The organism is Sphingobacterium bambusae, assembly GCF_033955345.1.
GTDB classification, from domain to species: domain Bacteria; phylum Bacteroidota; class Bacteroidia; order Sphingobacteriales; family Sphingobacteriaceae; genus Sphingobacterium; species Sphingobacterium bambusae.
The window spans coordinates 1,413,317-1,427,331 of record NZ_CP138332.1 but is presented as its reverse complement, the minus strand read 5'-3'; the positions used below and the strand labels follow the sequence as shown (position 1 = coordinate 1,427,331).

At 45.3% G+C, this 14,015-nt stretch carries 8 protein-coding genes and 1 rRNA gene; 8 read left to right on the top strand and 1 reads right to left on the bottom strand.

From position 1 onward, the window contains the following. Nucleotides 1-118: 118 nt before the first annotated feature. Nucleotides 119-2,689: an ATP-dependent Clp protease ATP-binding subunit gene (locus tag SCB77_RS06070; RefSeq protein WP_320185536.1), complete on the bottom strand. Its 2,571-nt coding sequence runs from the start codon at nucleotides 2,687-2,689 to the stop codon at nucleotides 119-121. Nucleotides 2,690-2,876: 187 nt separating this feature from the next. Here SCB77_RS06070 and ettA point away from each other — a divergent pair, with 187 nt between their 5' ends. From ettA to SCB77_RS06030, 8 genes are all read left to right on the top strand, one after another. Then, on the top strand, nucleotides 2,877-4,559 hold the full coding sequence (gene ettA / locus SCB77_RS06065) for an energy-dependent translational throttle protein EttA (protein WP_320185535.1): 1,683 nt from the start codon (nucleotides 2,877-2,879) through the stop codon (nucleotides 4,557-4,559). Nucleotides 4,560-4,561: 2 nt separating this feature from the next. After that, a complete protein-coding gene (locus SCB77_RS06060) occupies nucleotides 4,562-5,749 on the top strand; it encodes a PAS domain-containing sensor histidine kinase (RefSeq protein WP_320185534.1) in 1,188 nt (395 codons plus the stop codon). Between the two features lie 10 nt (nucleotides 5,750-5,759). Further along, nucleotides 5,760-6,818 (top strand): response regulator, encoded by a 1,059-nt coding sequence (locus tag SCB77_RS06055; protein WP_380936258.1) that lies wholly within the window; start codon nucleotides 5,760-5,762, stop codon nucleotides 6,816-6,818. Between the two features lie 295 nt (nucleotides 6,819-7,113). Further along, nucleotides 7,114-7,557, top strand: a complete 444-nt coding sequence (locus SCB77_RS06050) for a Rossmann-fold NAD(P)-binding domain-containing protein (protein ID WP_320185533.1) — start codon at nucleotides 7,114-7,116, stop codon at nucleotides 7,555-7,557. Then, nucleotides 7,538-8,896 carry an oxygen-independent coproporphyrinogen III oxidase gene (gene hemN, locus SCB77_RS06045; protein ID WP_320185532.1) on the top strand — a complete coding sequence of 453 codons (1,359 nt, stop codon included), beginning with the start codon at nucleotides 7,538-7,540 and terminating at the stop codon, nucleotides 8,894-8,896. The genes SCB77_RS06050 and hemN overlap by 20 nt, the downstream gene beginning before the upstream one ends. Nucleotides 8,897-8,956: 60 nt before the next feature. Next, a complete protein-coding gene (locus SCB77_RS06040) occupies nucleotides 8,957-11,356 on the top strand; it encodes a heavy metal translocating P-type ATPase (RefSeq protein WP_320185531.1) in 2,400 nt (799 codons plus the stop codon). Nucleotides 11,357-11,399: 43 nt separating this feature from the next. Further along, the gene (ccoS, locus tag SCB77_RS06035; RefSeq protein WP_320185530.1) at nucleotides 11,400-11,579 is read left to right on the top strand and encodes a cbb3-type cytochrome oxidase assembly protein CcoS; all 180 of its coding nucleotides are present in this window, start codon (nucleotides 11,400-11,402) and stop codon (nucleotides 11,577-11,579) included. A gap of 880 nt (nucleotides 11,580-12,459) precedes the next feature. Then, nucleotides 12,460-13,988: ribosomal RNA gene (locus SCB77_RS06030) — 16S ribosomal RNA — on the top strand. Nucleotides 13,989-14,015: the final 27 nt, after the last annotated feature.

Genomic DNA, 14,015 nt, shown 5'->3' with positions numbered 1-14,015 from the left:
TTCTCTTTTTTATAAAGACGTTAAAAAATGTTAATGGTTTAAAACAGTTATCAAAAAACACGCCATAAAAAAAGCTCCATCAGTCTTGATGGAGCTTTTCTGTATTAATTTGACTTCATTATTCTTTTTCCGAATCTTTTGTATCGTCAGGTTGTGTCACGTCTGATTCAATAGACTTGCTACTTTTTTCAGGATTGGTGGCACTAACTACAATCTCCTGCTTTTCTTCGTTGTAGTCGATATGTAGCTGAGAGCCATTTTTAACCTCGCCCTTCAAGATTTCTTCAGCAATAGGATCCTCCAAGTATTTCTGAATCGCACGTTTTAGCGGGCGTGCTCCAAAATTACTGTCATAACCTTTGTCAGCGATGAAATCCTTCGCTTTGTCGGTCAGTGAAATATGGTATCCCAGTCCTTCAATGCGTCCGAAAAGAGACTTCAGTTCGATATCGATAATTTTGAAGATGTTTTCTTTGCTCAACGAGTTGAACACGATAACATCATCGATACGATTTAAGAACTCAGGCGCAAATGCTCTTTTCAATGCTGTCTCAATAACACCACGAGAGTGCGAATCCGCTTGGTTGCTCTTTGCAGCAGTCGTAAAACCTACACCTTGACCAAACTCTTTCAGCTGTCTAGCGCCGATATTAGACGTCATGATGATAATGGTGTTTCTGAAATCCACTTTGCGTCCAAGACTATCCGTCAATTGTCCTTCATCCAATACCTGCAACAATAGGTTGAAGACATCAGGGTGAGCTTTCTCGATTTCATCCAAAAGCACGACAGCGTAAGGTTTACGACGTACTTTCTCCGTCAACTGTCCACCTTCCTCATATCCAACATAGCCTGGAGGCGCTCCCACTAAACGGGATACCGCGAATTTCTCCATGTATTCACTCATGTCGATTTGGATCAGTGCATCTTCCGAGTCAAACATAAAACGGGCAAGCTCTTTGGCCAGTTCTGTCTTTCCGACACCTGTAGGACCTAAGAAAACAAAAGAACCTATCGGTTTCTTTGGATCTTTCAATCCAGCACGTGTACGTTGAATGGCTTTCACCAACTTCTGTACGGCGTCATCTTGACCAATGATACGTCCTTTTACGGCATCACCCATATTCAACAACTTCTGGCTGTCAGACTGGCTCACACGTTGTACAGGAATACCAGTCATCATGGCGACTACCTCCGCTACATTGTCTTCAGAAACCGTATAACGTCTTGATTTAGTCTCTGCTTCCCAAGCAGCTTTCTCTTTTTCGAGCTGATCAAGTAACTTCTTCTCCGTATCACGTAGCTTCGCTGCTTCTTCGTATTTTTGGCTGCGAACAACCTTGTTTTTCTCCACCTTCACTTCTTCGATCTTCTCTTCAATATCAATGATCGATTGCGGTACGTGGATATTGTTCAGGTGAACGCGAGAGCCGGCCTCATCAAGAGCATCGATAGCCTTATCCGGTAGGAAGCGATCCGTGATATAACGAGTCGTCAAGGCTACACAGGCTTCAATGGCGTCATCGGTGTAGGTCACGTTGTGGTGATCCTCGTATTTATCCTTAATTCTATTCAGGATTTCTACCGTTTCATCATGCGAAGCGGGCTCTACCACCACTTTCTGAAAACGACGATCTAATGCACCGTCCTTCTCGATATACTGCCGATATTCATCTAGCGTTGTTGCACCAATACATTGAATCTCACCCCGTGCTAATGCCGGTTTGAACATATTAGATGCATCTAGCGAACCTGAAGCGCCACCGGCGCCCACAATGGTGTGAATTTCATCGATGAACAAAATGACGTCCGGAGATTTCTCCAACTCATTCATGACCGCTTTCATACGCTCTTCAAACTGGCCGCGGTATTTTGTGCCCGCAACGAGAGAAGCGAGGTCTAATGTTACCACACGCTTGTTAAAAAGCACGCGCGAAACTTTGCGCTGTACAATACGTAGTGCTAACCCTTCCGCAATGGCCGACTTACCCACACCGGGTTCACCGATCAATATCGGGTTATTCTTCTTACGACGCGACAGGATCTGTGATACGCGTTCAATCTCTTTCTCACGTCCCACAATAGGATCCAGTTTGCCCTCTTCTGCGGCTTTCGTTAAATCGCGTCCAAAGTTATCCAAGACCGGTGTCTTCGATTTGATGTCCGACACTTTCTTTGGAGCCGTGAACTGCTGGTCGTCGTCGGCAAAGTCATCATCCCCTGTAGGAGAGCTCGATGCTTCGTCCGTGATTGTTGTTTTGTTTTGTTCTACTTCGTTTTTGAATAAATCATACGTGATGCTATACTGCTGCAATACCTGCGAGGCGATGTTTTCTTCGTCGCGCAAGATCGCCAACAACAGATGCTCCGTGCCGATGATATCGCTCTTGAAAATCTTAGCTTCCAAGTAGGTAATTTTTAATACCTTCTCGGCCTGCTTCGTCAACGGCATATTGCCAATTGGCGCTCGTGACATGGATGAGCCTTTTACAGCATCCTCCACCGATTGTCTAATCGCTGTTGTATCGACGCCGATATTTTTCAAAATCTTTATAGCAACCCCATCGCCCTCACGAATCAACCCAAGCAAAAGATGCTCTGTGCCGATATAATCGTGGCGAAGCCGTAACGCTTCCTCTCGGCTGTAGGAGATGACATCCTTTACGCGTGGTGAAAATTTTGCTTCCATGTAATAAACCTTTCCTTTTATAAATGATAGGATGATATAAATGTAAAAAATAAATTATAAAACCTATGCCTGTTCTGTGATAGATTTTATCAACAATTACGCCACAGCCCGGAAACTATCAAAATGGCAGTCTTTTGGAACTAAAAATGACTATATTTGTACAAAAAGTAGCATTTTACATTGAATTATGTCTGACGAGAAGATTATTTTTTCCATGGCTGGTGTAAACAAGATTTACCCACCTCAAAAGCAAGTTCTTAAGAATATATACCTGTCCTTCTTCTATGGAGCGAAGATTGGCGTCATCGGTTTAAACGGCTCCGGTAAATCGTCCCTGTTGAAGATTATCGCTGGCCTCGATAAATCCTATCAGGGCGAGGTGGTGTTCTCTCCGGGCTACTCGGTGGGCTATTTGGCGCAGGAGCCGCAGCTCGATTTAGACAAAACGGTGCGCGAAATAGTGGAAGAAGGTGTGGCGGAAACTACGGCTATCTTGCAGGAATACGAGGAAATAAACGAGAAATTTGGCCTTCCCGAAGTGTATGAAAACGCGGATGAAATGGACAAGTTGCTAGCTAGACAAGGCGAGTTGCAGGATATTATAGATGCTACCAATGCTTGGGAATTGGATAGTAAATTGGAACGTGCCATGGATGCATTACGCTGCCCAGAGCCAGAAGCTAAAATTGCCAATTTGTCAGGTGGTGAGCGCCGCCGTGTAGCACTTTGTCGCTTATTGCTGCAGGAACCGGATGTGTTGTTGCTCGATGAGCCTACCAACCACTTGGATGCCGAATCTATTGACTGGCTGGAGCAGCATTTACAGCATTATAAAGGTACCGTTATTGCCGTGACCCACGACCGTTACTTCTTGGATAACGTAGCAGGATGGATCTTGGAGTTGGATCGCGGTGAAGGTATTCCTTGGAAAGGGAATTATTCTTCTTGGTTGGACCAAAAAGCAAAACGTTTGGCGCAAGAGGAAAAACAAGAAACCAAACGCCAAAAAACATTGGAGCGCGAATTGGAATGGGTACGCATGGCACCGAAAGCAAGACATGCTAAATCTAAAGCGCGTTTGCACAATTACGAAAAACTGGCTTCGGAAGAGACGAAAGAGCGTGAAGATAAACTAGAGCTTTTCATCCCGCCAGGGCCTCGATTGGGTAATGTGGTGATTGAAGCCAATGCTATCTCGAAGGCTTACGGTGACCGTATTCTCTTCGAAGAGTTGAGCTTCTCGCTCCCTCCGGCAGGTATCGTCGGGATTATCGGGCCAAACGGTGCTGGTAAAACAACCCTATTCCGGTTGATTACAGGGCAGGAACAGCCAGATACCGGTACATTTCGTGTAGGTGAAACCGTCGCGCTGGGTTATGTGGATCAAAACCACGATGATCTAGATCCCGAAAAATCTGTTTGGGAAAACATCACTGATGGGAATGATAACATCCTCTTGGGAAATCGCCCGGTAAATTCTAGGGCCTATGTTTCGAAATTCAATTTCAACGGAGGTGATCAGCAGAAGAAAGTGGGTATTCTTTCCGGAGGAGAGCGTAACCGGGTGCACTTGGCCATTACCTTAAAAAAATCGTCTAACGTGTTGCTTCTCGATGAGCCAACCAATGATATCGATGTGAATACCTTGCGTGCTTTGGAGGAAGGGCTAGAAAACTTCGGTGGATGTGCTGTTGTTATCTCCCACGATCGTTGGTTCCTAGATCGTATCTGCACGCATATTTTGGCATTTGAAGGTGATTCACAGGTGTACTTCTTCGAAGGAAACTACTCTGAATATGAGGAAAATAGAAAGAAACGCCTTGGTGACGCCACTCCAAAACGTATAAAATATAAAAAGTTGGTGAAATAAAGATGGTTGACTCCGCAAGACTCTTAGCTGCTATTATTGATAATGCGATTGATGGTATTATTACTATCGATAGCGCAGGGATGGTGGAATCTATAAACCCAGCCGCATCAGCACTGTTTGGCTACGAGCCATCCGAGGTTATTGGCAACAATATTTCTATGCTGATGCCAGAACCGGATCGTAGCAAGCACGATGGTTACATCGGTAACTACCAGCATACGGGCGTGAAGAAGGTCATTGGTATTGGTCGGGAGGTGATGGGACTGAAAAAGAATGGCACAACGTTTCCATTTCGCTTGGCGGTTAGTGAGGTGCTCTATAAGGATAAGAACATCTTTACAGGGTTTATCCATGACTTGACCAAAGAACGCGCTGCGGAGGACGAACTGCGTATGCACGCCATTCAATTGGAAGCAAAGGTAAGCGAGCGGACGAAAGACCTGATCAAATTGGTTTCCGAGCTGGAGAAGGCAAAGTCTGACGTGAGTTTGTCCTTGGAAAAGGAAAAAGAACTGAACCAAATGAAGTCGCGCTTTGTCTCGATGGCTTCGCACGAGTTTCGCACGCCGCTCAGTTCGGTGCAGCTGTCGGCATCGCTGATCGAGAAATATGTAGAACGTCCAGATTACCAAAATGTAATTAAACATACTCATCGAATTCGTGGCTCGGTGCAGTTGCTGAATAATATTTTGAACGACTTTCTGTCCTTGGAGAAATTGGAAGCGGGTAAAGTAGTTGCCAATAAGGCTGATATCAACTTGGTGCAGCTTGCCGAAGAGATCACCGAGGAGATGCAAATGATATGTAAGAAAAACCAGCATATCGTATATCAACATACGGGCGATGTCGGTTTTTTCTATTTAGATAGCCATTTGGTTAAAAGCAGTATCATCAATTTGGTGTCTAACGCGATCAAGTACTCAGGGGAGGATACGTTTATTGAGTTTTCAACGGAAATCAAAGATGATATATGTGTCATATGTATTCGTGATAATGGCATTGGTATTCCCCTTGAAGATCAGAAAAATCTTTTTGAGCCTTTCTTTCGTGCACAGAATATCGGTAATATCCCCGGAACAGGACTAGGGCTGAATATTGTGAAGCGCTACGTGGAACTTATGGGTGGCAAAATGGAATATCGATCTGCGGTAAACGAAGGGGCTGTATTTAAAATGACTTTCCAGCAATAGTACGACGATAATGGCAAAAAAAATATTGATAATTGAGGATAATTTTGAGATTCGCGAAGGAACGGCGGAGGTACTTTCGCTAACCGGAGACTATGAAATTATAACCGCGCCCGATGGAAAAGTAGGCGTGGATCTCGCCCTAAAAAATAAACCAGATCTTATTCTCTGTGATATCATGATGCCGGAGCTGGATGGCTATGGCGTGCTCTACATGCTTAGTAAAAATGAAATAACAGCAGACATTCCTTTTATTTTTCTGACGGCAAAATCAGAGCGTGCCGATCTACGCAAAGCGATGGAAATGGGCGCAGACGATTACCTGACCAAACCATTCGACGATATTGAGCTGTTGAATGCGATAGAAAGCCGCTTTCGCAAGCGCGAAAAATTGGCGGGACATAACAATGGCCGAGCACATCTTCATCTCAGTGAGGATGAACAGAATTATTTGTTGCAGGACTTAGTGAAAGATGCGCGAATAAAAGTATTCAAGAAGAAACAATCTATATACGAAGCGGGCGATTCTCCAATTTTCGTCTATTTTCTCCTGAAAGGTAAAGTGCGAAGCTTCCTTTTCTATCAAGATGGAAGAGAGCTTTCGACAGACATACATATCCACGATACATTTTTTGGCTATGAAACGGTGCTGCTTAATGAAAAGTATAGCGATAATGCGGCGACGTTGGAAGACTCAGAGATCGCGCTGATCCCGAAGGAACGGTTTTTTGAGCTGCTTTACAACAAGCCACTGATTGCGGGTAAATTTATCAAGCTCCTATCGGGTAATATACGCGAGAAGGAAGAGCAGATGCTGGGCTTCGCCTATGACACCGTGCGCAAGCGCGTGGCCAATGCTTTGGTTAACGTAGCCGAAAAGACAGCTTCTTCTGCAGAGCAGGATGAGGTGCTGATTCGTATCTCGCGCGACGACCTTGCCGCACTGGCGGGAACAGCAAATGAAACGATCAGCCGTATGTTGGCCGACTTTAAAGACGAACACCTCATCACCAAGGAAGGTAATGCAATCCGGGTGTTCTCCATAGCCAAGTTAAAAGGCGTTAAATTTTAGTTATATCCGACGCTGCATTAGCTGTTGTCGATGATTGATATCGTGTCTTCCGACGGTGAAATTTTCCCGTCAGAAGACGCGATTTTTTTATGTTTTAGGTTTACATATAATTCGTTAGGCTTTATGGCCTGTCCACTTTTACCTGTTTCCAATAAGCCCTTCATCATACCACAAGAACGCCGTTAAGTGACCTTGCTGTTCTGTGACCACTATCATTTTCTTACTTGATGCAACACATCTCGCTCAACGGAGGACGGAGGTAATTTTGTGGATATAATTTACAGAAAAGAACTTCATGAAAGCTGTTGCCTACAATATAAAGAATTTTGAAAAAGAACTGCTTGCCCGAGCTAACGGGAAAGTGCATGATTTGACATTGATTTCCAATGCTTTAAATTTTAATACGTTACATTACGCATTGGGGAAAGAGGTGGTTATTGTCTCCGAAGATGATCGCCTCGATGCGGCTATTTTGGACAAAATGAAGGCAGTTGGCGTACAGAAAATTGTTACCCGATCGGTGGCTACCGATCATATCGATCTGTTTCGCGCGGCCGATTTAAATATTCAAGTTGCCAATACGCCCTATGAAGACGGTAGCCCAAAAGGGATTGCCGAACAGACAATCCGTAACCTGAATCTTTGGGACAAAGGACGCTGTGTGGGCGCTGCATGTTGCTGCATGAAGGATTGTAATGTTGTACCTATAGATCACAAGGATGAAGAACGTAATGCATGAACTGACCGAAAAATATAATGTGGCGGCGCCCCGCTATACAAGTTATCCCACGGTCCCATTTTGGGATCAGGAAGCATTCCATGTAGATGGTTGGCTGCAGCATTTGCAAGATACTTTCAACAGGTCTAAGGATGTCGGTATAAGCCTATATATACATCTTCCATTTTGTGAAAGTTTGTGCACGTATTGCGGATGTAACACGCGGATCACCAAAAATCATGCGGTAGAGATGCCTTACATAGCACATCTATTGAAAGAGTGGAGTATGTATAAGGCTTTGTTGGGAAATGAAATTCGGGTGAGCGAGATTCATTTTGGTGGAGGCACGCCGACTTTTTTTGAAGCCCGTAACCTCCGCTTTTTGGTCGATGAATTACTAAAGGATGTGTTTGTCACTGATCAAGCGGTGTTTTCCTTCGAGGCTCATCCGGCAAATACCTCCGACGAACATTTGCAAACCCTGTTTGATCTAGGCTTTACGCGGTTGAGCTTGGGTATACAGGATTTTGATCCGCATGTGCAATTTCTGATCAATAGGCATCAAAGCGTGGCCGACGTGGAGCGCGTTGTCAGTGCGGCACGAAAGATCGGTTATCGCTCGATTAATTTTGATCTGATCTATGGATTGCCTTTGCAAACGCAAGAAAAGATCGCAGCAACGATAGGGCAATCCCTGCTGCTAAATCCCGATCGTATTTCTTTTTACAGCTATGCGCACGTGCCTTGGTTAAAGCCCGGTCAACGGCGCTTTACAGAGTTTGATCTGCCCGTGGGGCAGGAAAAATTGGCCTTGTATACTCTGGGAAAACAGTTGATCGAGCGGGACGGCTATCGCGATGTGGGCATGGATCATTTCGCACGGGAAGAAGATGAGTTGTTTAAGGCCGCAGAAGATGGTCGCCTTCATAGAAATTTTATGGGCTATGCCGATCGATATACGCCGTTGCTGCTAGGTTTGGGTGTTTCGTCTATCAGCGACGCCTGGACTTGCTTTGCCCAAAATGTAAAGACGGTCGAGGAATATTACCGATTGCTGGATGACGGGCAGCTGCCCATCATGAAGGGACATCTTTTGAACGAAGAAGATGGCTGTATTCGTCAATATGTATTGGATATGATGTGTCGGTCGTCCGTTCGTTTGGAGCCGGATAGTCTGTTGACAGCAGCGATATTGGAACGTCTGCAGCCTTTGCAGGAAGATGGATTGGTAAATGTGTTGGGAATGCATGTGCAAGCTACGGCAGTAGGGAAGTCCTTCCTGCGAAATATCTGTATGGCATTCGACCAACGGTTGCACCGCGCAGCGGCCTCTAAGAATGTATTCAGTCAGGCGATATAGGGCTGAAACAAAGCTTAACTTCTTAATAACAATTTAAGTGTACCATAAAAGTGATTCAAGATGAGTGCTTATAAACTGCTGGAAAAAAACACCATATGTTACCATTGTGGCGATGCTATTGTGGAAGAAACTTCCCCTTATCAATTGGATAACCACAGTTTTTGTTGCTTAGGTTGCCAAACCGTTTATCAAGTGCTCGTGCAGAGCGATATGCAGAGTTACTATCGGTATAATACCCATCCGGGTAAATCGCAAAAGGATGCTAAAGTGGATTTATCCTACTTGGACGAGCCTAACATTGTACAGAAATTAGTGGACTATCAGGATGAGGATCGCAGTATTATCACGCTGTACATTCCTGCTGTGCATTGCAGTTCTTGTATTTGGCTTTTGGAACATCTCTATAAGTTGAACGATGCGGTGCTCGCCTCGCAGGTTGATTTTATGAAGAAACAGGCGAGTATCACCTTTAAGTCGAGGCAGTTGTCGCTGCGGGGCTTGGTAGAGTTGCTGACACAAATTGGCTATGAACCTAAGATTACTCTACAGGATGTTGTGAAACAAGGGAAAACGATTAACAACAACCAGTTGGTTGCCAAGATTGCCGTTGCAGGTTTCTGCTTCGGAAACTCCATGATGTTAAGTTTTCCAGAGTATTTCGGCATGGATGCTTTCGAGAAAAACTATGCGAATTTCTTCGGTTACATGAATTTAGGCTTTACCGTACCTACCTTATTGTATAGTGCTTCCGATTATTTCCGGTCCGCTTGGCAAAGCGTCAAGCAGCGTCAACTGAATTTGGATGTGCCTTTGGCATTGGGGATTTTCGTTATTTTCTTACGAACGGCCGTAGAGGTTTTGTCCCAAACAGGACCCGGTTTTGCGGATACGCTCTGTAGTTTAGTGTTCTTCATCCTGATCGGTAAGTGGGTACAAGAACGTACCTATCACCACATCTCTTTTGAACGTGATTATCGTTCTTATTTTCCGGTTGCGGTGACGGTGGTAGGGGATGGAGCTGATCAGCCTGTGCAAATAGCCGACCTGCAGGTTGGCGACAGGATACGGGTGCGCAATAACGAGATTGTGCCCGCAGATGCAATCCTACTGAAAGGCCGTGCTTCCATCGACTTTAGCTTCGTAACCGGCGAATCCAAGGTGATGTCCAAATCGCTGGGGGAGATTGTGTATGCTGGCGGTCGCCAAGTGGGCGAGGCCATAGAGCTAGAGGTGGTAAAGCCGGTTTCGCAGAGCTACCTCACCAAATTATGGAACAACGAAAGCTTTAAGCAGTATGAGAAGAAATTCGATACATTCATAGGCTTTATCAGTAAGTATTTTACGATAGGGTTGGTTACTATAGCACTGGCTGCAGCAACAGTGTGGCTAGTTGGAGGAGACCCTGCGCGCGCCTGGGGAGCATTCACGGCGGTACTAATCATTGCTTGTCCCTGTGCGTTAGCGTTGAGTTCGCCCTTTACGCTATCGGCGGCGCTCTCTATTTTGGATAGGAATAAAATGTATGTCAAAAATACCGCGGCTGTGGAGCAGATGGCTGCTATAGATTGCATAGTATTTGATAAAACAGGAACTATTTCTTCGCCGAAGTCATCGACCATGCTTTTTGAAGGTAGCTTGAGTGCGTACGATCGTAAATTGATTCATGCTGTTTGTCGACATTCTAGTCATCCGCTAAGTCGAGAGATCGTTAAGTGGTTGTCGGAAGATGCATCGCTGGAACTGACCGCATTTGATGAACAGGTTGGGAAGGGTATTGTGGCGGAACTTGATGGGCATAAATTGAAGGTTGGTTCAGGCAATTTTGTTGTCGGCTCCATTGCTAACCAAGATGGAACCGCCGTGTACATATCTGTAGATGGAGACCTCCGTGGTTTTTTCAGCCTAGAGCAATCTTGGCGGGAAGGCTTATCTTCGGTTGTGCATGCGTTCGAGGAAGGCTATGCGCTGCACCTGTTATCGGGTGATAATGAGCGTAGGGCCGATGCACTTCGCGTAATTTTTCCGCAACCATCGCAGTTGTTGTTCAATCAAAGTCCTGCCGATAAGCTTTATCGGGTCGAAACTTGGCAGGATCAAGGCTTGCAGGTGTGTATGCTCGGGGATGGCCTCAATGATGCAGGAGCATTGAAGAAGGCTGATCTAGGTATCGCTGTTTCAGACGATATCAATAACTTTTCGCCGGGATGTGATGCCATATTGGATGGGGTATCATTCGATAAATTGCCGCGTTTTTTTGCCTTTGCGAAAGATGCGGTGAAAGTGATTCATATGAGTTTCGCCATTTCACTGGCTTACAACATCATTGGTTTGAGCTTTGCTGTGCAAGGAACGATGTCGCCCTTGTTTGCAGCCATATTAATGCCGATAAGTACGGTGACGGTGATCTCGTTTACCAGTTTGGCGACCCGTTGGTTCGCAAGAAGAAACCGATTGGTTTGATAGCTATTTAAAGTAATGATGGGGAAATAAAGATGCGTGTACTATGAATATTATATTTTTTTTGATTGGCTGTAGTATCTTGATAGCCTTGGTTTTTCTTGGTGCTTTTTTCTGGGCAACCCGAACGGGGCAACATGAGGATACCTATACACCTTCTGTTCGTATTTTGTTTGAAGATGAAATTTCGCACGAAAAGGTTGGTGAGGAAACGCGTAAGGCTTAGGCGTCGCGGGAGTGTTTGATCAGATCGACAGAAAAATAAAATGCTTTATTCACATAAAGCACCTCTTTTTCTTCGTCTTTTGAGGACTAGCCTCGTTTGTTGTTTTTAGACCTGATGTCTGTTTTTTCGGAGCTTTGCTCAACGAATCCCCAGTTTGTCATGTAATACATGTAAGGGTTTTTCTCTAGTTTGGTCATTTTCATCTTTTCTTTTTTTATCATATAATACCTTTCTTTGGTGTATGATGTTAATATAACAAAAAATGTTCCAAAATACAAATGTTATTTTTATGAAGATGGTGAAGCTTCATTGAACCGAGTATAAGCTCGTGTTGATACGCTTCTGTAGGGTTATATTAATCTAAGATATGCATTACGCTAAAAATATTGCGCAGTATTCCAGCATCTTGTGTGCTGTCTGAAAGAAATAAGCTGGAATAGTTTGGAAGATATATGCCAAAGTTTCTATCTTTGCACCACTCCGCAAGGGAGGGACGATTGAAAAGCGAAAAACAGAAGATGGAAAAAGCCTTTAACGAAGGGCGTTTCCACGGTTAAAAAGCCCGAAAGGGCATCAAAAAAAAAGTTCAACTTTATTTTGCGAATCCAAAAAAGTCTTCTACCTTTGCAGTCCCAACGAGAAGGAGGGAAACAAACAAGATAGTTCGGGCAGTGATGCCACGATATATAAAAAGCCAAAGCGCGACGCGGCGGCGAGAAAAGTTCTTTAAGAAAGATGATCATGTAGCGTAACGAGTAGTCGGAAGATGAAAGTTATACAATAACAAAAAATCAACCTGTCAATTACGGATCGTAAGATACAACAAAAACGATTCCGGTTATTTATTAGTAAATAGCCTGGTATCGAACAATTCATTATTACAATGGAGAGTTTGATCCTGGCTCAGGATGAACGCTAGCGGCAGGCCTAATACATGCAAGTCGGACGGGATCTATCGGAGAGCTTGCTCGAAGATAGTGAGAGTGGCGCACGGGTGCGTAACGCGTGAGCAACCTACCCATATCAGGGGGATAGCCCGGAGAAATCCGGATTAAGACCGCATAACACTGTGATTTGGCATCATGTTACAGTTAAATATTTATAGGATATGGATGGGCTCGCGTGACATTAGCTAGTTGGTGAGGTAACGGCTCACCAAGGCGACGATGTCTAGGGGCTCTGAGAGGAGAATCCCCCACACTGGTACTGAGACACGGACCAGACTCCTACGGGAGGCAGCAGTAAGGAATATTGGTCAATGGGCGGAAGCCTGAACCAGCCATGCCGCGTGCAGGACGACTGCCCTATGGGTTGTAAACTGCTTTTGTCGAGGAATAAACCTATCTACGTGTAGATAGCTGAACGTACTCGAAGAATAAGGATCGGCTAACTCCGTGCCAGCAGCCGCGGTAATACGGAGGATCCGAGCGTTATCCGGATTTATTGGGTTTAAAGGGTGCGTAGGCGGTTTTTTAAGTCAGGAGTGAAAGACGGCAGCTCAACTGTCGCAGTGCTCTTGATACTGAAGAACTTGAATGCCGTTGAAGATGGCGGAATGAGACAAGTAGCGGTGAAATGCATAGATATGTCTCAGAACTCCGATTGCGAAGGCAGCTATCTAAGCGGTGATTGACGCTGATGCACGAAAGCGTGGGGATCGAACAGGATTAGATACCCTGGTAGTCCACGCCCTAAACGATGATGACTCGATGTTAGCGATATACCGTTAGCGTCCAAGCGAAAGCGTTAAGTCATCCACCTGGGGAGTACGCCCGCAAGGGTGAAACTCAAAGGAATTGACGGGGGCCCGCACAAGCGGAGGAGCATGTGGTTTAATTCGATGATACGCGAGGAACCTTACCCGGGCTTGAAAGTTACTGAATGATCTAGAGATAGATCAGTCCTTCGGGACAGGAAACTAGGTGCTGCATGGCTGTCGTCAGCTCGTGCCGTGAGGTGTTGGGTTAAGTCCCGCAACGAGCGCAACCCCTATGTTTAGTTGCCAGCATTTAAGGTGGGGACTCTAAACAGACTGCCCGTGCAAACGGTGAGGAAGGCGGGGACGACGTCAAGTCATCATGGCCCTTACGTCCGGGGCTACACACGTGCTACAATGGATGGTACAACGGGCAGCTACACAGCAATGTGATGCCAATCTCTAAAAGCCATTCACAGTTCGGATCGGGGTCTGCAACTCGACCCCGTGAAGTTGGATTCGCTAGTAATCGCGTATCAGCAATGACGCGGTGAATACGTTCCCGGGCCTTGTACACACCGCCCGTCAAGCCATGAAAGTTGGGGGTGCCTAAAGCATGTAACCGCAAGGAGCGTGTTAGGGCAAAACCGATAATTGGGGCTAAGTCGTAACAAGGTAGCCGTACCGGAAGGTGCGGCTGGAATACCTCCTTTCTAGAGTGTCCTAATTGACACTCGTTG

What these genes read in the sequence shown, in the direction of transcription:
- SCB77_RS06040 (WP_320185531.1), top strand. Translation starts at nt 8,957, where the DNA reads ATGAGTGCTTATAAACTGCTGGAAAAAAACACCATATGTTACCATTGT.
- SCB77_RS06050 (WP_320185533.1), top strand. Translation starts at nt 7,114, where the DNA reads ATGAAAGCTGTTGCCTACAATATAAAGAATTTTGAAAAAGAACTGCTT.
- ccoS (WP_320185530.1), top strand. Translation starts at nt 11,400, where the DNA reads ATGAATATTATATTTTTTTTGATTGGCTGTAGTATCTTGATAGCCTTG.
- hemN (WP_320185532.1), top strand. Translation starts at nt 7,538, where the DNA reads ATGAAGAACGTAATGCATGAACTGACCGAAAAATATAATGTGGCGGCG.
- ettA (WP_320185535.1), top strand. Translation starts at nt 2,877, where the DNA reads ATGTCTGACGAGAAGATTATTTTTTCCATGGCTGGTGTAAACAAGATT.
- SCB77_RS06055 (WP_380936258.1), top strand. Translation starts at nt 5,760, where the DNA reads ATGGCAAAAAAAATATTGATAATTGAGGATAATTTTGAGATTCGCGAA.
- SCB77_RS06060 (WP_320185534.1), top strand. Translation starts at nt 4,562, where the DNA reads ATGGTTGACTCCGCAAGACTCTTAGCTGCTATTATTGATAATGCGATT.
- SCB77_RS06070 (WP_320185536.1), bottom strand. Translation starts at nt 2,689, where the DNA reads ATGGAAGCAAAATTTTCACCACGCGTAAAGGATGTCATCTCCTACAGC.